General features: G+C 54.9%; 10 protein-coding genes. 3 read left to right on the top strand and 7 right to left on the bottom strand.

Going from position 1 to position 19,693, the window contains the following annotated elements; genetic code table 11:
- Window positions 1-415: 415 nt before the first annotated feature.
- The 7 genes from CYPRO_RS06535 to CYPRO_RS06505 form a co-directional block, all read right to left on the bottom strand.
- The gene (locus tag CYPRO_RS06535; RefSeq protein WP_114983837.1) at window positions 416-1,270 is read right to left on the bottom strand and encodes a tetratricopeptide repeat protein; all 855 of its coding nucleotides are present in this window, start codon (window positions 1,268-1,270) and stop codon (window positions 416-418) included.
- 465 nt (window positions 1,271-1,735) lie between these two features.
- On the bottom strand, window positions 1,736-3,997 hold the full coding sequence (locus CYPRO_RS06530; protein ID WP_164682600.1) for a T9SS type A sorting domain-containing protein: 2,262 nt from the start codon (window positions 3,995-3,997) through the stop codon (window positions 1,736-1,738).
- A gap of 432 nt (window positions 3,998-4,429) precedes the next feature.
- A complete protein-coding gene (locus CYPRO_RS06525; RefSeq protein ID WP_114983835.1) occupies window positions 4,430-5,509 on the bottom strand; it encodes an alpha/beta fold hydrolase in 1,080 nt (359 codons plus the stop codon).
- A gap of 163 nt (window positions 5,510-5,672) precedes the next feature.
- On the bottom strand, window positions 5,673-6,893 hold the full coding sequence (locus CYPRO_RS06520) for a BamA/TamA family outer membrane protein (RefSeq protein ID WP_114983834.1): 1,221 nt from the start codon (window positions 6,891-6,893) through the stop codon (window positions 5,673-5,675).
- A gap of 408 nt (window positions 6,894-7,301) precedes the next feature.
- Window positions 7,302-8,972, bottom strand: a complete 1,671-nt coding sequence (locus CYPRO_RS06515; protein WP_124245546.1) for a hypothetical protein — start codon at window positions 8,970-8,972, stop codon at window positions 7,302-7,304.
- Window positions 8,973-8,993: 21 nt separating this feature from the next.
- Entirely contained in the window at window positions 8,994-9,650 is a 657-nt protein-coding gene (locus tag CYPRO_RS06510; protein WP_124245545.1) for a hypothetical protein, read from the bottom strand.
- An 85-nt stretch (window positions 9,651-9,735) separates the two neighbouring features.
- On the bottom strand, window positions 9,736-14,586 hold the full coding sequence (locus CYPRO_RS06505) for a T9SS type A sorting domain-containing protein (RefSeq protein WP_114983831.1): 4,851 nt from the start codon (window positions 14,584-14,586) through the stop codon (window positions 9,736-9,738).
- A 1,009-nt stretch (window positions 14,587-15,595) separates the two neighbouring features.
- On the opposite strand from CYPRO_RS06505, the gene CYPRO_RS06500 reads away from it, so the two are divergent.
- From CYPRO_RS06500 to CYPRO_RS06490, 3 genes are all read left to right on the top strand, one after another.
- Entirely contained in the window at window positions 15,596-16,564 is a 969-nt protein-coding gene (locus CYPRO_RS06500) for a YheT family hydrolase (RefSeq protein WP_240644855.1), read from the top strand.
- Between the two features lie 130 nt (window positions 16,565-16,694).
- Entirely contained in the window at window positions 16,695-18,209 is a 1,515-nt protein-coding gene (locus CYPRO_RS06495) for a leucyl aminopeptidase family protein (protein WP_114983829.1), read from the top strand.
- A 66-nt stretch (window positions 18,210-18,275) separates the two neighbouring features.
- Window positions 18,276-19,496: an ATP-grasp domain-containing protein gene (locus CYPRO_RS06490; RefSeq protein WP_114983828.1), complete on the top strand. Its 1,221-nt coding sequence runs from the start codon at window positions 18,276-18,278 to the stop codon at window positions 19,494-19,496.
- The last annotated feature ends 197 nt before the right edge of the window (window positions 19,497-19,693 follow it).

Here is a 19,693-nt window from a genome sequence, read left to right as displayed (position 1 = left end):
GGTCAGGGTCAGCTTGGTTAGTTCATTTCGCAAAATCCTGTTTATCCTGTAATCCTAAAAATCCTGTTCAAAACGCGAAGAGGCGGGGAAAGGCAATCTGTGTAAATCTTGTCTCCCACTTTCCGACATACAAACCACGGTCCGCGGTCTGCGGTCCCATTCCTCGCGTACCTACCCAACACCGCGAGCCATGGCCTTTCGGGGCATGCCGGGGGTTCGTGCCCGTCACACCCCGCCCGTTCGCTGCGCTCACCCGGGCACCCCTCTCGAGAGGGGAATTTTGCGCGTTCTTCGTCATCCTAATTTATTTTGCCCCTTCCCTCCGTCCTCCGTCCAAACCCGCGGTCTGCGGTCCGCGGTCTGCCGTCTTAGGATGACAGCCTCAATGCGGGAAGCCCTGCGCAACCTGCTTTTTTCACAAATTATCAAGAAGCGATTGTGCTTCGGAAAGCTCTTCTTCTTCCATGGGGTTGCGGGCTTGCATGCCGAGGACTTCATTCAGGCAGCTGCGGGCAGTGCGGGTTTCGCCTTTGCGGATGAAGTGCTCACACAGCCCGAGGTGATACTGCACTTTTTGGGGGGAGAGTTCCATCGCGCGACGGATGTAGGTTTCGGCCGTTTCGTTGTCGGCCTCCGGAAGTCCGCGGGATATGACGCGGGCTGCGAAGCGTTCGGCCCGGCCTACGTTTGAGACTTCAGAATGCCAAACGCCCATCAGGAAAAACGGACCCGCTTCGTCGGGTAGTTTTTGGACCGCCCGCTCGCCGTGCTCACGGATTTCGTGCGCGGTTTCAATACGGCTTCGGGTTCCCATCAGGTCGGTGCTGCGGCCCAGGGCAACGGCTTTGGCATAGTGCGCGAAGCCGTCATCAGGGCGAAGTTCGAGTGCGTTAGCGGCAAGCGAAAGTCCCTTCTCATACAGCCGCTCTTTTTCGTCTTTATCATCGGACCTGCGTCCCTCGCGTAAAGCTATGATAGATGCATTCCAGAGGGCCGTGAAATTTTCCGGGTCTGTATCCAGCACCTGAAGGTATAATGCGAGCGCTTCAGCTTCTTCCCCCTCATCGAAAAGTGCTGTAGCGCGGGCAATTTTTTCGTCTGCTTCAGCTTCAGCCTCAGCTGACTGTGCCTGAACTACCGGCGCAACAAGAAGGATGACTGTGAGGAAGGTCAGAGTCAGTATTCCCGCAAATAATTGTGATGCATGTCGTGCTGCGGCTGCGGCTGCGGCTGCAGCTGCGCAGCGTTGGGTCAGGTGAAGTTTAAACATAGATAGCCGAATCTTTGAGCGTATTTGTTGGATGTATCCCCCCAAGGTAGCAAATTCGGGCTGCACGGGCAAAACGGGTGATAGCCTTGTGAAGGAGTTTTCACGATTTGTCGTACTGACGTGCTGCGGCGCATCAATAAGGCAGTAGCTGATGATTTAGCCCGCATTATTCACATTGAAAAGAGCTTGATCACCTAAAGTATAGTTTAAATTTAGCTTAGTTATGAGCTGCGGTTACTCAAATTTGGGTGCGATACAAATGCTGCGCACCGAGCGTAGCGATTCCCACGAAATGAAATTTCCCCGCTGGGTACGTTGAAGATGAAAACTCCTGCTCAGGGCAGACTACAGCCACCCTGTGCGTCCTGCTCTTCACAGCCCAGTACCTGATCTTGCTTGCACAGCCCGACAGTGCCATGGAGCGCTGTCCCAAGGTGGTCAAAAATCGCCTTCAGTAAGTGTTAGCTACCTTCTATCTTCTAAGGTGAGGAGTACAGAAACCTGCTCTTCCGGGTTGTGGATCACGCTTGCTTCCGCAGCTTCGTACAACATGGTCTCCGGCACAAAAATGGTCAGCTCAGGCGTTTCGGGTGCATCCGTACCAGCCAAAGTATAGGTTAGAAGTGCCTGCCCGGTGGCATTGGTGCTGTTTTGTACCAGCAGCACATCTTCCCATTGCAACAGTCCCTGCACTCCTCCCACCGGCACGCCCTCACTGTTCTGCAAGTTGAGCGCTATGGTAGCCACCTCCGGTTCCAGTTCGAGCATAATGGGCATGAACGGGTCAACAGATACAGTGAAACCCAGCTCCGTATAATGAAGCCCGTTAACGGTAACAAACACCGTCTGCAGCGCCTCGGCGTCCTGACCTTCCAGCACCAGGAAGACCACTCCGTTTTCATCGCTACTGCCTTCCCCGAGCAGGATCCCGCCCTCCGAATTGAATACCTGAAACAAGGCGTCTGCAACCGGAAGTCCGTTGATCCCGCTTACCTGAAACTGAAGGCTGACCGTCTTTGGGGTTAGCAGCAGTGTGCCAAGATCCAGCGCGCCAGCCGAATGGGAGAAGCCGAAGTTGCCGGACTGCACCTGTGTGGTTTGCTCGGTTTGCAGCCGCAGCATCTGCGTCTCAGGTAAGCCGCTACCGGCAAGGGTGTAGGTCAGCGACAGTGCTCCGGTTCCCGTACTCACCCCCTCCGCAAAAGCCGGACCACCCGTTTGTCTGACTACCCTGGCAAAAACACCCCCAGCCGGCTGCAAAGGGTTGGTATTGGCCTGCAATACAGCGCTCAGCTCGGTCATCTCGGACGTCAGTTCAATGGTTTCACTAAGGGATGCATCGGCCTCATTCATGCTGAAGCCGGATAGCAGTTCATCCACCGGCATAACATGCGTCAGACTGGCCTGCAGCCGCACGCTCTCCAGGCCGGGCGGCAGGGTCAGCAGCGCGCTGAACTGACCCTCGCCGTCCGTAAATCCCTCGGCCAGCATCGTATCATCCTGCGGATCACGCAGCGTAACCGCCACATCGGGTGCAGCTTGTGGCGTAGCGGCATCGACGGCATCATCATAGAAAAAATCCAGCGTAACCAGCAGTCTCAGGCCCAGTTCAACTTCCGTAACACCTAAATCATGCGCCTGTCCGGCCGCGATCTCCTCTTCCAGCACGAGTTCGCGGATCTCGGTGCCATCCGGCTTGTACCACAAGCGCGCGGTGTACACATCCGGAGCCAGCCGCACGGCCTGCGCGAGTTCGGCGGTAAAGTCACCATTGACATCGAGCGTCAAAAGCGGTTCTTCTCCGGCTTCGTTGGGTTCTGTAACCTGCTGCATTCCGCCAGCCGATTCGGGCGCCTGATCCCACAGTTCCAGCGTGCCGCCCAGCGGCTGCCCCTGCGTGTCCTGAAGCCGGCCCTCCAGCGAAGTAATCAGCATCTTATCGTTCAGGGTGATGTCATAGGGGATCATAATCGGCCCATCGCCGTTTTCCGGATGGGTGATGACGCCCTCGAAACCCTCATGCAGCGCTGATTCGGGCACTTCGATACGGAAAAGCACGTCCCCGCCCCTTGCACCGCCGGCCACCTCGCCCTGCTCGTTCACGCTTGTTTTCGCCTGAAAAGCCGACAGGCGGATATCGCCGCCTCCGCTGAGGGCCTGACCGCCTACAAAGGTGACCTTGCGGGTGTCCTGTCCGTCAGGACCACTCAGACGCAGCAAGTACACCCCGTCCGAAGCCGGCCGCGTAATGCGAAAAACCCCGCTGCCCGGCTGTAAGGTAAATTGCCGGCGCTGTACCCGCTGCCCGAGAAGATTATACACCTCCATGGTGTAGCGGGCATTGGCGGGCGTTTCAAAAGCTACATTTACGTCGCCCTGTGCCGGATTCGGCCAGACCGCGCTCAGTTCCACGGCTTGAGGCAGATCGACCTCATCCTGATCACCGGCACTAACTGTTGTTTGCGAAATCTGAAAAAAACCGGAGGCATCTGTGGTTGCAGATGCCAGCGAATCTTCCTCAGCCGAACGCAGAATGACGGGCTGAAACGCGGCGGGCGCCTCATCACCGCTGAAGGTTACATTGCCGGAAATCACATACTCCCGCTCCGAAAGCTGCAGCACAGCTGTGAGAAGGGCCGCAGCCCCAATCAGCACCGCGGCAGGTAGCAGTCGAAAGCGAAACAGATGGTTAAAGGAGCGAACAAAGGCAGGACAAGAAAAACGCATAATGATTGGGTTATGAGCAGCCTGACGGCAGACGGTACCACAAAAAAAACGAACCACACGCACCCGAAGGCGCATCAACAACAACACCAGACCGCAAAAATTTAACTTAATAACACAATAAATTAACAGGGCTAAACTACGAGACCGCATCCGTAAATGCAAGCTACACCTGTACTCAAACCAGACCGGATTAGATAAGTGGAAGTATAGACCCTATGACACTATTAATCAGTGTGATACAGCACAATATTTATTCGACAGCAAACTATAAAAACAGCATTGCCCGGCAACCTTTGACATGCCATTTGCACCCCTCATTTTGAGCCTGGACTATTTTTCCCAAACAAAAAATTAAATGTTTATTTACACCGCACAATCCGCTTTTTCTGTGTAGCACGCGCAGTAAAGCTGCTATCGGTCCGCCGCAGGCTGCTAAGGTTCCCCCTCCTCCGCGTGATATGCCAAGACTTCAGCCTGCATTTCGATGAGGGTGGTTACAAAGAGCTCCGGGCTTGCGAAGAAAGGCGTATGCGCCTGCGGGAATATTATGTAGCGTTTGAGGGGTGCTTCAAGCTGTTCATAGAATTCACGGACGAGCGCCGCCGGGGTGTTGAAGTCATTGCGCCCGTTCAGAAACCATGCCGGAATGTCGAGCGAAGCGATCTGTTCGGTGAGGTTGTACGGCTTGATGATGCCCTGTGCGTGCATGGGCTTGCCGCCGCGGTTCATACCGGTGAGCAGCTGCAGGTTGTCGCGCATGCTGTACTCGGGAGCGCGTAGGGCAATCCGGATCAGTTCGGAAACCGGCAGATCGGTGCCCCCGCCGCGCCGCTCTACAATTTTGGCGAGGCGCCGGTAGTCGTCGTGCTGCATGGCCGGGATTTTGATTTCTCCCAGGGTCCAGCGTTCTTCGAGGCTGATGCGCCGCTCCAGCCAATCGCGCGCCATCACGGTTGCGCGTCCGTGATCTACGACCTGCGACACGCCTATCCAGGCATAAAACAGCTCGGGATGTTCGGCCGCGAGCGCGATGCCGACGCGGGTACCCCAGGAATGACCGAGCAGGAATATGCGGTCCTGACCAAAACGCTCGCGCAGCCAGTGTACCAGTTCGAGCGCGTCAGCAGTTTGCTGTTCAAAGGTGAGGGAGGCTTCATCAAAATCGGCGGTGTTGGACTTTCCGGCTCCGCGCTGATCCCAGTGCACGACGATGAAATGTTCTTCGAGTTCTCGGCCAAAGGCGTGTGCGAATGGCATTTGCGGGGTTCCGGGACCGCCGTGCAGCCAGAGGAGCACGGGCTTTGTATCGTCATGACCGCGCAGCAGCAAATGCTGTTCAAAGCCACCGAGGGTCACCGTTGTCAGTTCCGCGACTGGCTGCCGGCCCTCCTCCGGTTCAATCGCGTCCGTATGCGGGAAGAAACTTCCGCGGGTGAAGATGAGCAGAAACAAGCTTCCGCTGATGAAGATGATTGCAATAAGAATTCCGAAAAACTTGAGCAGCCAGTGCATGATTCAGGTTGGGTTCAGGATGAGCTTTGGAAAATGATCCGCAAGGTACAACCTGCGGTAAACCGCCTAAAATACTACGCTCAGGTTAAAATAATTTGTGTTTATCCCCCGCTTTGTTCAGCTAATAATTTACCTGCTGACAACAGGAAGACCGTCTCCTGCTTCAGAAAGCTTCGCCGAGGGTGATGTAGAGTCCGCTGCCATGCGGCCCAAAGCCGTAATCGATGCGGACATTGAGGGAATCCCGGGGATTGAGATCGAAACGGAAGCCCGCCCCGCCGGCATATTTGGGATTGCTGAGGGAGAAGTCTGTGAAACGGTTCCAGACTTCTCCTGTTGAGGCAAATGCTACGGCGCCGAAGCGCCACCAAATCGGCTGCCGCAGCTCGAGCTGCAGCTGTGCCACATTGTGATCGTTGAAGCGACCGAGATAGTAGCCCCGGTTGATGCTCTCCCCGCCAAATGGCGGCATTGCCTGAAAAGGCACGTCACCTGCCGTGAACATGCCGGAGAACTGCGCAGCAACGAGGGTACCGGGCAGAGCCGCGGGCTTCCAGTAGCGCCGGGCGTCGAGATAAAGCGAGCCAAAGCCCTTACTGCCCGCAATGGCGGGATGCAGCACTGCCGTCAGTTCAAGGTAATGTCCCTGCAGCGGAGTCATGATGCTGTTCCGGGTGTCCTTGCGGAGGGCCCAGCCGAGTCCGGCTACGGTGTTGTTTTCGGGATTGCCGCGTGACCACAGCGGCTGAGGTTCGCCCTCGTCGGTTTCCGTGACGCGCACCGACTGCAGCCGTTCAAAATTGACCGCGGGACCGGTAAACCAGCCGTTTCCGATATTCCGCACAAAGTCGCCTCTGAAAAAGAGGCGACGGTATTCTACCGTCCGCTCATCCGCCTCAGGGGCATCGAAACCGGGCGGGAAGTACTGTGCCGGGAAAAAATTATAGCCCCCGTACACATCGTGAATCCAGCGTTCGCCGGGCAGGATAAATGTCGTGCCGGCTTCCAGTATGAGCTGCCGGTTGAGGGTGTAAATACCGGTTCCGAAAAACTGCGAGGCCCGTGTTTCGGGTCCTGCAGCCGCTGGCTTAAACTGCCGGAAGGCTACGATACCGAGCATCAGGCTGGTTTCCGGGGTGTAGGCAATGGCAGGCACCGGCACAAGACTGTTGCGATAGGCTTCGTCTTCATCAGAAGCATTCTCCAAAAAGGGATCGCTGAGAACTGCGTTTGAGGACTGCAGCGAATCGGGGGGGGTGTCCGCTGCAAGCGGGCCTTGTTGCGCTTGTACTTGCGCATGGGCTGGAGATTTCACCACTACAGGGGAAAAGCAGACGAACAGAATAGCGAGAAGAATAAAGGATACGGAGCGCATACGTTGCATCAGAAAGAGATAAAGGTTGGGCTTTAGCGGGTGGTACAAACCCGCAGCATACGAATCATATAATGCCAAAGATACCGGATTCACAAACTAACCCGCATTATTCACCAAGAAATTTTCTTGATGACAAGGCGAAGCCAGCGGGGAAATTTCGCTTTGCGGGAATCGCTTCGCTCGGTGCGCAGTTTTTACATCACACTCAAACTTGGTCTACCGATGTTTTTTCACTAAGCCTAATTTAAACTTACATTGAGCAAATAAATCCTGTTGAATTGTGAATAATGCGGGCTAAAGACAGCATCTGAGTTTATTGAATCCGCGATCAGGCATTAGCCCGCCCTGATCATCATTAAAAAAGCCGGCTCCTTGCGGAACCGGCTTTGGTACGTTGCATTTTTTGAAGTTCACCTTCTAAACATCATCACAGATGTTTTCGGGTATATCAAAGATTTCTTCTACGGTTGTTGTTGAACCCGGCTGTGCGCCGGTAAGGTCAATATCGTACTGATAAAAACGCCCGTCATAGGTTGTGCCTATCGTGTAGGTATCAGGTTCAGGAAGCGTAATATTGAGAACACCATTGGTGATATTTCCGGCAGGTCGCCAGAAGCTGCGGCTTGATCTGATCTGAGCGGGAATACTTGCGTATACAAGCTCATCCCGGCCTTCACAGCGCCCTTCGGCAATGAATTCGAGATCAAACTCCGGACTGTTTACCGGCACAGTAAGCTCAGTCTGCGCACACAAATCAGAAACTTCAAAGGAGTCAATTAGCGTAAAGTTCATGTTACGGACCTCAACCCTAACCGGTACATTACGCGGTACGGTTCTGAAACGCGTTTCTGTTACCTTTTCATCCCCTACTGTGCGCCTTACAGCGTTATAGTACCCAACAAAGCGATCATTGTCGCTTCTGAAAAGCCCGCCTTCGAGCCGGAGTTTGGTACCGTCAAAGCGTATGGTTTTTCCGGACAAACAGGCTGGGATGCCGTTACCAATCATGGTCATAAGCGGCAGTTCCGTCAACGTCATTGTAGACTGATTGAAGTTTCTGCCAAAGGAATCTTCGAGCTCTGTAATCTCTACCATTTGGCTGAAATTCCAGGTATCGGGCCGGGGCTGCAAACCTGTCCAGCTCTCAAACTGATCCGGATCGAAAGGGCTTGAAGGATAGGTCATGGTTACTTCGATGGCAGGATTAAAAAGCAGGGCGATACGTCCGTTTTCATCCTGTATGGTAGCCTGCACGACCCCACGGTATTCGAACAGAGAATCATCGGTGTCTCCGCCTCGGTTTGCCTTTCCGAAACGCGGGAAAAAGAGGCTATTGGGTCCGTAGTATACAAAGGTCGCGTTTAGGTTTCCCTGAAGCGGGTTCCCGTTTTCGTCTTTTATTTCCGTGCCAGCAGCAATGAAAAAGCGGACACTGGGTGATAAGATAGAGATGGGCGGATCAGGCGGCAGGTTATCGCTTGCAGTTCCGGCGCCGGCACTGCCCCGAAAGAAGCGATCTAAGTCATCATCATCGCCGGAACTAAAAACAATGGGCTCTGTGGTAAGACCCTGCGGATCCGTTGCACCGATAGGCACATTCTCCCGAATAACAACACCTTCCGGCGGGGACGCTACGCGGATCATCTCTACATCCACGACGTTTTCACCGCTTCCGTCAATTACTACGAGCTGCGATTCCGTAAGGTAGCCGGTCGCTTCAATGTTCATCCGGAATACAATCGGGGCCTGCGGACCCGGTTCAATTTCATCCCGAATGGCAAAATTAAACAGGCCGTTTTCAAGACCAGCAAGGCGGGTTACTTCCTCATTGATCATGTTGATAATTACAAGCCCGTCGTCCCCCGAAAAGGTAACGTCGAGCGTAACGCTTTCATCCTCGAAACCAATCAGGTCGCCGGTTTCAGCATCGCGTACAACTACGGATACCGTTGTGTTGCGTTCTTTGAGGTTCAGCATGAGCTTGATGCCCTCCACCGGGTTGGTAATGTCGCAGGCCGTGAACATAAAAGCCGGCGTTAGGACCAGCATCGCGACCAGCACTCTTTTGAATATTTTATGCAAATTCATGAGATTTTTGTGTATTAAGGGTCAGTTGATGCGGTAGTAAAGCGAGAGGGTCAGCACCGGATAGGCCGTAAACCACGACAGGTTTTCTTCAAACTGTGGTCCCTGACTTGCGGAGGGCGCAAGCAGCCCGTCAGCGGACATGTTCACACGCGGCGAGCCCTGAAACATGGCACCGAGTTCAACATTCATTCCAAATGAACTTCCGCGAAAAGCGTTGCCGAATCCCAAACCCAAATATGGGGTAATAGGGCTGAACGTTACCTCCGCTTCGAGATTTCCAAGTTCTTCGGGCGCGTAAATATCCCCGCCAATTTCATAGGACTGCTTGGGCTGCATTTCAGCCGTTACCGTATTTCCGTTGTAAATAATGCCACCGGATAGCCGGAAACGATTTCCAAACGGATGCCAGTCAACCATAGCCGAGTAGTTTGACAGGCTGAGGCCTGCATCCAGATCGAAGTCGTCGTCGGGCTCGGTCTCGTAGAAGTAAGAGAATGAAAAGAAGTTGGCACCAGCCCTCACATTAATCTTTTCATGGAGAGATACCGCAAGTTCTCCGCCAATGCCTTTGGTGCCGGCATTGGCCTTCACAGCAAAAGACTGTGCCACAGCGTGCCCGGTACCACACAGCAGCAGCATAAACATGAGCACCGTCAGTACGGTGGGAATTATCAGCATTCGGTTTTTCATATAAATCACCAGTTTTGAAATTGTGGTTCAGTGCCGCAGTGCCCCTGCACGATGGCGGCTGACTGAAGCCGGATTATTTTACAAGTAGCATTTTGCGGCTTAGGACCATCCCTGACGTCTGAAGCCGGTACAGATACACCCCGCTTGAAAGCGCGGAGGCGTCAAAGCTTACGGTGTGCACCCCGGCATCAACTGTACCGCTGACCAGTGTTGCGACGCGCTGCCCCAACAGGTTGTACACTTCGAGACGCACATCAGCTGCTTCGGGCAGGCTGTAGCGGATGGTCGTAGCCGGGTTGAAAGGGTTGGGATAATTCTGTTCCAGCGCCACTGCTTCGGGCAGTTCGGTTTGCTCATTCGGATCCAGTCCGCTGCCGGGGCGTACAAGCAGCTCATAGCGCGCGGCCATAGGGGCATCCCGTTCTGCGGGCACGCTTGCGATTGCAGTTGCTTCTGCAAGGGTGCGCGGTGCTGTACGGGCCTGCTGTGATACAGCCGTTTGCAGGGTGATGGCTGATTTTTCCCTGAGGTTAGTAACTTCTCCGGTTTGGGTATCCACAAGGCCTATTCCCCAGTCGGCGGGGAAGCGGTCGAGGCCTTCCCAGCGTAAGCTTACTTCCGCGGCAACGGCCTGCCAGCTGTCGCCGGCTTCGGTCACTTCATAGCGGATCACGCTGAGCGGCACGCGGACTTCCTCCTGCGTTGCCGGCACGGCCCCAACATCCAGAATATCCCACAGACGTCCGTCTGATTCGAGCGAAACTTCGAGATGAGCACGAACATCCATCGGCTGCAGCTGACGCGCACTCTGCGGCTGCGCCCTGCCACTGAAGGTTAGCCAGGCGGTCCCCTCACTCAGGTTGAGACCGTCACTTTCTGCGATCAGGCGCAGCGCAGGTTTGTCGCTGCTGTTCCGTTCAGCATCGGGATCCAGGATCAGGGCATCAGCCGGAATCTCCAGGGAAGCATCCGTTTCAAGCGTCTCCACAAAAAAGGCGGTAAACGGTTCAATAACACCATTTTCAAGTTCCCCGGCAAGACCATTCCAGCTGCGGTAACCCGGAATGGTGTTATCATACACGTACACGGCTTCACTGAGTCCGCTTCGGTTGAGGGCGTCGGTATCCATGGGCCAGAGGTTGTTGTTGGCCATGAGCGTCCATACACCGCCCTCGGGTGCACCATCATCAGGCAGCTGATTGACCGTAAAGCCTTTTACCGGCGTAAGCTGTTCCTGAGCCGGCTTCCGGTACTGCGAAACGATGGCATGTACATCAATTTCTGAGCTCAGCGGCGGCGCAAACACATACATCGCGAAGGCGAAGTCCTGCGGTGTACCTGCTCCTGACGGACTGATGTTACTAAGCGGGCGCCAGCGGTTGTTGGTGGCATAGTAGTACATGTTGGAAATACCCGGCGGCACGTTCGAGCCCGGAAATCCCTGCGTTTGCAGGAAACGGGTAAACTCTGCGTAGCTTTGGTTTCCGGGGAAGGACATCCCGAAATAGCGCCAGCCTTCATCTCCTTCAATGCGGGGTCCCGCTGCGATTACCGTGCCGTAGGTTCCGGAACCTACATCGGTGTTTTCTCCTGTTTGTTTCAGCCAGGGGAAGGTTCTGCCTTCGATAATTTCCCAATTAGTCCCAAAGCCAAAGTTTTCAAAAGAAGCAGCCGACTGCATTTCTGCCGTCGTGAGAGGGCTTGCCAGAATGTCTGTATCCAGGGTACTGAGCTCGGTATCCCAGTAGGCGTCTTGTACAGAAGCGCCCAGGGAAGTGCCGATAAACCCTCCGATGGTACTGCTTCCGGATGCGCCCTGCGGGAAATGGACGGCGGCATAGGCCCGCAGAATTTCAGCATCCAAATCCGCAAGTCCTGCAAATCCACCGGCATGCTCAGCTGTTGCATTCTGAATACTTCCGTGTGCAAATGCATCCTGAATCAGTAGCCCGGCATGAAGACCAACAAAACCACCAACGTTTTCGATACCGCTTAGTCCGGCAGTTCCGGACGATGAACCCCGGCCTATCCGGTGAGCCGCAAAACTGTTTTCAATCAGGGTGTTGCCGCTTGTTTGGCCAACGAATCCGCCCACATTTACGCGACCGGAGACTTCCGCCGTTACACTGCTGTTGCGGATGATTGTGTCATGGGAATGGCCAACAAGTCCTCCCACATTCAGACCTTCACCCAAAATGGCAATTATCCGGGCATCAACAAGGTGCGTATTTTCGATCAGCGCACCATCGGTTTTGCCGAAAAACCCAACCTGCGCTCTTGGCCTGTTGCCGCAGCTAACCGTTGTAATGCACACATATGTGAAACCATGCACCGCAAAGTCGTTGCCCTGCCACACCCCCATAAACGGGTACTCATTTGTACCGAGAGGATTAAGGCGAACGCTTGGCGAAAAAAGCAGGTCTTGTGTTTGCGCGAAATGCGATTCAAAGAACCATCTCACCCGGTCAACTTCAAACAGGGTTGCAACTTCAAAAGGATGCGTTGCGGTACCCGCACCAGCCACGAATCCGGAAACACCCGTCCAGCTTGTAAAGCCTGCCGCGGGGCTGCTGAAGCTTCCCCCTAAAAACAACTCATCAGCGTACGGCTGTACGGCAAAAACGGGTCCGTCCGTACCGCTCGCAATATTTAGCCACTGCTGATCGACCCAGTTGCGGCGCACGATATGGGCTGAGCCTTCGGCACTGCCTGCGCCGGAGAAGTCGCCCGAGAGATACACATTATCGCCATACACGGCCAAATCAAACACAGGACCTGAAGGACTGCCCGCGTGCTGCTGCCAGCTCATATCTTCCAGATTGAGCACCCCAAAGTGCTGTAGGCCGTCACCAAGAGCGAAATTCCCGCCCACATAAAGCTGAAGGCCTGCTTTATTATGGAGTGCGTAAACAACAGCTTCATCATCCGCTTCCACATCTGCTATGCCTCCAATACCGGTCCATACGCCGGTTTCGAAATCGTACATGGCCAGGCCCGTTGCGGGCTGAGTGAAAGCACCGGCGGCAAATAAAGTGCTGCCGCGGAGGGCAAGCGCATAAACCGGCGCGTCGAACGGCGCGTTGAGGCTGTTCCAGCCGGAATCCGCAGTGTAGATGGCAATATTGTTGGCGGTAATGCCTGCGGCTTCCGAAAAGCTTCCGCCTACAATAAGGCGGTTGTGATCAGCCGCAAGGGCATGTACCACGGCCGCATCTTCTTCATCAGGTGTGCTGAGTGCATCCCCCAGAACAGTCCAGTTTTGGGTGCTGCGGTCGAACTGCGCCAGCACCGGCGCGTCGGTTCCGTCTGCAAATACGGAAAAGTCTCCGCCTGCAAAAACAAGGTCGCCCGATACGGCGACCGCCTTCACGCTGCCGTCTCCAAAACCGCCGCCCAGTCCGGTCCAGCTGCGTGTTTCGGTTGAAAAAGCCCCAAGCCGGGTAACGGTATCATCACCGCCTGCACTTGTGAAGCTGCCTCCCGCAATTATGTCCCGGTCGCTTACCGCAAAGGAGAGGATATCGCCGCCTGCTACTACAGCTTCGGTTTCACCCCAGGGTGCGCCAAAAATAAACCAGCTTCCGGTCGCAGTCGTGTACCCCGCAAGTCCGCCGGTATTGGTCTGACTTCCCGCGCGGGTAAACGCGCCGCCAAAATACAGGGCGTCATCGTCAGCGGCTAAGGCCCCAGCCGGACTGTTGAAAGCCTGCACCCCAAAGCCGTTCCATGAAAGCTCTTCTTCGCCAATGTTTAGGCTCAGCGCGGATGGCGTCTGAGAAGGGGTATCAATAATATCAGGTACCGTAACAATCAGTTCTCCCTGCGCAACGGTCATCGCATTGACATCATCAAATCGGCCGTCGGGAAAAATCCGCCAGCTTTCATCCGTGAAATTGTAGGCCGTGAGCGCGTAGGCGAGCAGGGTTGAATTTCCGTTTGCAACGATGTCGAAGTAGCCGCCGGCGTAGAGGTTTCCGCCACTTACAGCTAAGGCATTTACAACGGCATTGCCCGGACGAAACGGAATCGTAATTTCACCAATGTTTGACCAGCCGCCATTGTTGGTTCGGTTGCCGGAATAATCGTACACCGCGATACCTTTTATGTCTGTCGTACCGGCTGTTGCACCATCCGTGAGTTCGATGCCAACGTATGCGCGCTCCCCGTTGATGGCAAGTGCCCTGACCGGTTCTGAGATGCCATCACCCAGACGGTTCCAGCTACGATTTGAAGTACGGAAACGCGCGATGTTCCGGACTACCGTATCGCCCGCGCGGTCGAAGTGTCCACCGGCAATAAGCTGCCCTTCACTTACCGCAAGGGCTGAAACAACGGCTGTGCCTTCGTCCCGCGTCAGGTTGGTGTCAATACCGCCCCAGGCGCCCGTATTAACATTTATCCGCTGAATGGCGCCGCAGCTTGTGTCATCATCATGCCAGACACAGCTTCCTCCGACGTAAACAAAGTTACCGAGCGCAGCAAGGGCGTTTACCTCGCAGTCGTCTTCACAAACAAAGGCAAGGTCTTCCCATTCACCGGTAGCAACATCGATACGGCCAAAACCGCTGATATCCGTGCCGGGCACAGAAAAGCTTCCCCCAACATATAAGTAATCCTCTGCGCGGAGCAGCGCACGAATCTCACCGTTTACCCCCGGTGAGCTGTTAAGAATAGCCCAGTTATCGTAGGATCCGGCATCAATACGGGCCTCAAATGATGTGATGGGAACATCCTGATCATCACTGTATGTAGTTAAGGTATTTTGTGCTAATACAGCGTCCGTCAGCACCAAGGACATCATGCAAAAGCAAAACAGCACCATACGCACAGGAAAATATGCCCGGTGTTTCGGGCTGATGAACTGATCTTTCGGCAGATCCTGCCACAGCCGAAAACGTCCACCTTTCGTATCAGGTAGTTTCATAGTTTTAGTTAGTTAGGTGAAGAGACCCACGGCCCGGAGCCTAAGGTCTCGGGTTGGTTAGCGTTAAAAAATCGTTTTGGGTTAGTATGAGCACAGGTTAAGATCATAGTAGCGCTATAAGCTTTTATTGGACTATGCCCCGGCATTCGGATAAACGAACTTCCGCCCGATAGAAAGCCGGATGCTTCTGTTCCAAATTCATACCCTGCGGAAACAGAACAGATCGGGATTTGTACCCCCCCCATCAAAGAAGTAATCACAAGTCATCTATAAATTTTATCAATCAGCACAAGGCCAAAACGGTTTGCATTACAGTCAGACCAAGTGAAGCTGAAACCAATGCCAGAAATACATCTCAAAAGCAAATGTTTGGCTTCAATCCGAAACTCAATCAGAGCAAAAACCCCTTTCATCCGGTTTTAACCACAAAAGCCTGACTAATAGGCACTTGTTCAAAGTGTACGTATAAAAATCTTTTCATAAAAAACATTTTTTCGTTTTTGATATTTAGCCCCGAACAACTGTTTGGCAATTAGGAAATCCGCATTGCAGTTCTCCGGACTTACCGCAGCATTTTATGGCCAATAAGCCCTGCTGAAACTCCGACGCATACAGAACAGCCTGTATCATGCTGTTAATCATGCAGCTTAGCTCAGCCATTGCTTACATGAATGTAGGGTAAATGAAGCGCACTTGCACCGCATACCTATGCAGTATTGAGCTATGTTTATGCTGTATTTAGCCCGCATATTTTATCATAAAGTTTACTAAACCGCACTGCGGGCAGGCTATAAACGGCAACTATCTAAGTGCCTCGGGCTTTGTAATCCGGCTCCGGCGCCATCAGGAAATCACTTCAAAGCCTGTTTGCAAGGCTTTATGGACAATAAGCCCGCACTGCATCAACTCCGGCTGCCTTCGGCTTTAGTCCAACCCTTTAGGCCCGTATCTTCTGAAGCGCCTTACACCCGGCAATCCTCCAGTCTTTCACCAAACCGACACTTCTATTTTGAATCTTCCCTCTCCATTTCATCCCGCAAAGCCGCTTTGGAACGGACACCTCGAGACCATCTACCCCTCGCTGTTCCGGAAAGTGCCGGGCGTGCTGTCGCGTTACGAGCGGGAGCGGCTCGAACTGCCCGACGGCGATTTTGTGGATATCGACCGTATCAAACAGGGCGCAAAGCGGGCGGTGATTATTTCGCACGGACTCGAAGGCAACAGTCACCGGGCCTACGTGACCGGCATGGCGACCGCTTTTGCCGGTTCAGGATGGGACGTACTCGCATGGAATTTCCGCGGTTGCAGCGGGGTGATGAACCGGCTGCCGCGCTTTTACCATAGCGGCGATACCACGGATTTGCTGGCTGTAGTGCACTTTGCCGCCGACGCATGCGGGTATGATGAAGTTGTACTCGTAGGCTTCAGCATGGGCGGCAACATGACGCTCAAACTTGCCGGGGAACAGGGCGACGCGCTGCCGCAGCAAGTGAGCCGGCTCATCGCTTTTTCCGTGCCCTGCGATCTCGCGGCTTCGGCCAAAAAGCTGGAACAATCGGCCTTCGGGCTGTATCAGCGGCGGTTTATGCGCATGCTCAAAACCAAAATCCGGCAGAAAGAAGCCGACATGCCGGGCACCTTTGACCTCCATTGCCTGAGCGACATGCACCGCTTCCGGGAATTTGACGACACCTTTACCGCGCCCCTGCACGGCTTCCGGGACGCCAACGACTACTGGACCCAAGCCTCCTGCCTCCGCTTTCTGCCGGACATCCGCCGTCCCGCTTTGCTTGTGAGCGCCCGTAACGATCCGTTTCTCACGCCTGAGTGCTATCCCGAACAAGCTGCCCGCCAAAACCCGCACTTTACCCTCGAAATGCCGGCGCGGGGCGGACACACCGGCTTCACCCAAAAACTGCGCGCGCCACAGCTTTGGAGCGAACAGCGCGCCCTGCACTTCGCTGAACAACGCCGCTGACAGCACCCCTCTCAGGAACACCTGTTTAAGCCTAAATCTCTGTGCGAATGAGCCTATTTTTCCTTAAAATAGCACTCCCTCATTGCTATGCGTAAATCACACCCTATCTCATTTATTATCTCTTAGCGCCTTGAAGATTTCGATTGCCTCAACCCTGTCCGACAGCCCGGCAGATCTGTTACTTCCCCTCTACACGGAAACAACTTTTGATCAGCTTACCTCCGCCTACCCGGTTCTTAATGAAACCGGCCTGAAGCGGGCCCTTGATGACTTCCCCGCCGAATCCGGCAAAACGGCCGTGTACTACCACAGCGCGGGTCACCGCATTTTTCTTATTGGCATGGGCAAGCCGAATCCCAAGCGCCTCAGCGGACCCTACCGCGCCGCCCGTGCCGCCGCCGTTCAGCTCAGCAAACAGCTTTCCGGGCAGCTCTGCGTATCGCTTTCCCACCTTGCCGATGACACCGAAGCTGAAACCCGCCTCACCGACGCCTTCATCAACGGACTCGCAACCGGCACCTATCAGCTCGGCAGCTGGAAAGAAGACGCCGGAAAAACCCCGCATCCTCTCGATCAGGACGACAGCGAAGTCACCCTCCTCAGCGCCCGTGCAGCAAAAGATTCAGAAGGTCTCACCGCAGCCGCCCGCCGCGGTCACCTCATCGGTCTGGCTCAGAAACAGACCATGCATTTGGTCAACATGCCTTCCAACCTGCAAATCCCGGCTTTCCTCGCAGAAGTCGCCCGGGAATGGGGCACTCAGCACGATCAGAAAGTGACGGTCTTTTCGGGGGATGAAATCGCAGAAAATAACCTCCACGCCCTCGCCGCCGTGAACCGCGGCAGCGAACACCCCGCGCAGTTTATCGTGATGGAATACACGCCAGAATCGGCTACCGATCAAACCCCAACCGTCGGACTCGTCGGCAAGGGCATCACGTTCGACACCGGCGGCCTTTCCATCAAGACCTCTGCGGGCATGTATTTCATGAAATGCGACATGGGCGGCGCCGCGGTCGTGCTGGGCTTTATGGAAGCCGCGGCCTCGCTGCAACTGCCGGTGAAGCTCGTCGCCGTCGTGCCGGTCACCGACAATCTGATTGACGCCAAATCTTTCAAGCCCTCGGATATCATCAATTCCTACAGCGGCAAGACCATCGAAATCATGGATACCGACGCCGAAGGCCGCCTCATCCTTGCCGACGGCCTGTCCTGGATTACCGAGCATCACAAGCCGGATTACCTCTTCGACTTTGCCACGCTCACCGGCGCGACCGTCCGCGCGATAGGCTACGCTGCCGCCGGATTCTTCACCCCCGATGACGATCTTGCCCGTGCCTGCGCCGAAGCCGGTGACCTTGCTGGTGAGCGCATCTGGCGCTTCCCCCTCTGGGACGAATACGCCGACGACCTGCACAGCGATGTGGCCGATGTCCGCAACCTGAGCGGCAAACCGGTCGCGGGCGGCATCTCCGCTGCCAAATTCCTGGAAGTCTTCACCCGTGAACATCCGCGCTGGGCGCACTTCGACATCGCGGGCGTAGCCTTCAGCGAAAGCGAGTTCGGCAAGCACAAAAACGGAACCGGCTGGGGCATCCGCCTCCTCACCGAGCTCGTCCCGCAGCTCAGAAAACCCACGGCATAAGCCGGAGTGCAGTTCACAAAACATCCCACGATCTAACGCAACTTCACCAAACCAAACCCAATCATCATGTCCGACAAACAAAGCCTCACCTATCTGTGCATCTCCACCTATTTCAAAGGTGGCGCCTTTCTGGAGTCCTGTCATGCTGAGGGCAACACGGTTTACCTGCTCACTGCCAAGAAGCTGGAAAACGATCCCTGGCCGCGTCATGCTGTTCAGGAGTTTTTCTATCTGGAAGACGAGGACAACTCCGCCGAGAACATCGACCGCATCCTCAAAGGCTTTGCGTGGCTGATCAAAGAAAAAAATATTGACCGGGTCGTGGCGCTTGATGACTTCGATGTGGAAAAAGCCGCGGCCATTCGCGAGGAGTTCCGGATTCCGGGCATGGGACAGACGACCGCGCGCTACTTTCGCGATAAACTCGCCATGCGCCTCAAAGCACAGGAAGAAGGCATCCCCGTGCCCCCTTTCACCGACCTGTTCAAGGACGCCCACATCAATCACTTCGCCGACACCGTGAAGCCGCCTTACGTCGTGAAGCCCCGCTCTGAAGCATCCGCCATGGGCATTAAAAAAGTCCACAGCAAGGAAGAGCTTTGGGAAGCGGTCCACAGCCTGGGCGAAGAGCGCTACCGTTTTCTCGCCGAACAGTTCAAACCCGGCGATGTGTACCACGCCGACTCCCTCACCTTCGACAGCAAAGTGCTGTTCTGTTCAGTCAGCCGCTACCTCAGCACCCCTTTTGAAGTCGCGCACGGCGCCGGCATCTTCCGCTCCATGACCTGCGACCCCAAAAGCAAGGAAACCAAAGCGCTCGTCAAGCTCAACAAACTCGTCATGAAAGGTTTCGGCATGCGCTACAGCGCCTCACACACCGAATTCATCCACTGCCACGAAGACGGCAAATTCTACTTTCTCGAAACCTCGAGCCGCGTCGGCGGGGCGCACCTTGCCGAGATGGTCGAGTTCGCAACCGGCATCAACCTGTGGCGCGAGTGGGCCCGGGTAGAGCACGCCTCGGCCCTGAAAATGGACTACAAATTGCCCGAGCAGCGCAAGCTAAACGGCGGCATCCTCGTATCGCTCGCCCGCTACGAGCACCCCGATCAGTCCTGTTTTAATGCTCCGGAAGTGCAGTGGACTATCGTCAAAAAATGGCACGTTGGCACCATCGTCGTCTCCGAAAGCGCCGACCGCGTCCGCGAACTGCTCGATGAATACGCCGGCGTCGTACAGCGCGACTTCCACGCAAGCGCCCCCTTGCCTGACAAAGCCACCGAGTAGTAAACAACCACACGCCCAAACGGGCACACAAATCACCTGCAACAACCAAAAGGCCTGTCCCAACCCAAAAACGGGACACGCCTTTTTTTTATGCCTGCCACACCCCAAAAGCCCCACCACATGCATGACGGGCATATCAAGCCTTTGTTTTTTTAGGTAAAACTCCGTGAACATCAGGTGGTCCGGGGCAGACTGAA

It is taken from the genome of Cyclonatronum proteinivorum (assembly GCF_003353065.1).
Classification (GTDB): domain Bacteria; phylum Bacteroidota; class Rhodothermia; order Balneolales; family Cyclonatronaceae; genus Cyclonatronum; species Cyclonatronum proteinivorum.
Note: the sequence above shows the minus strand (reverse complement) of the source record. Positions and strands in the feature narration are given on the sequence as shown.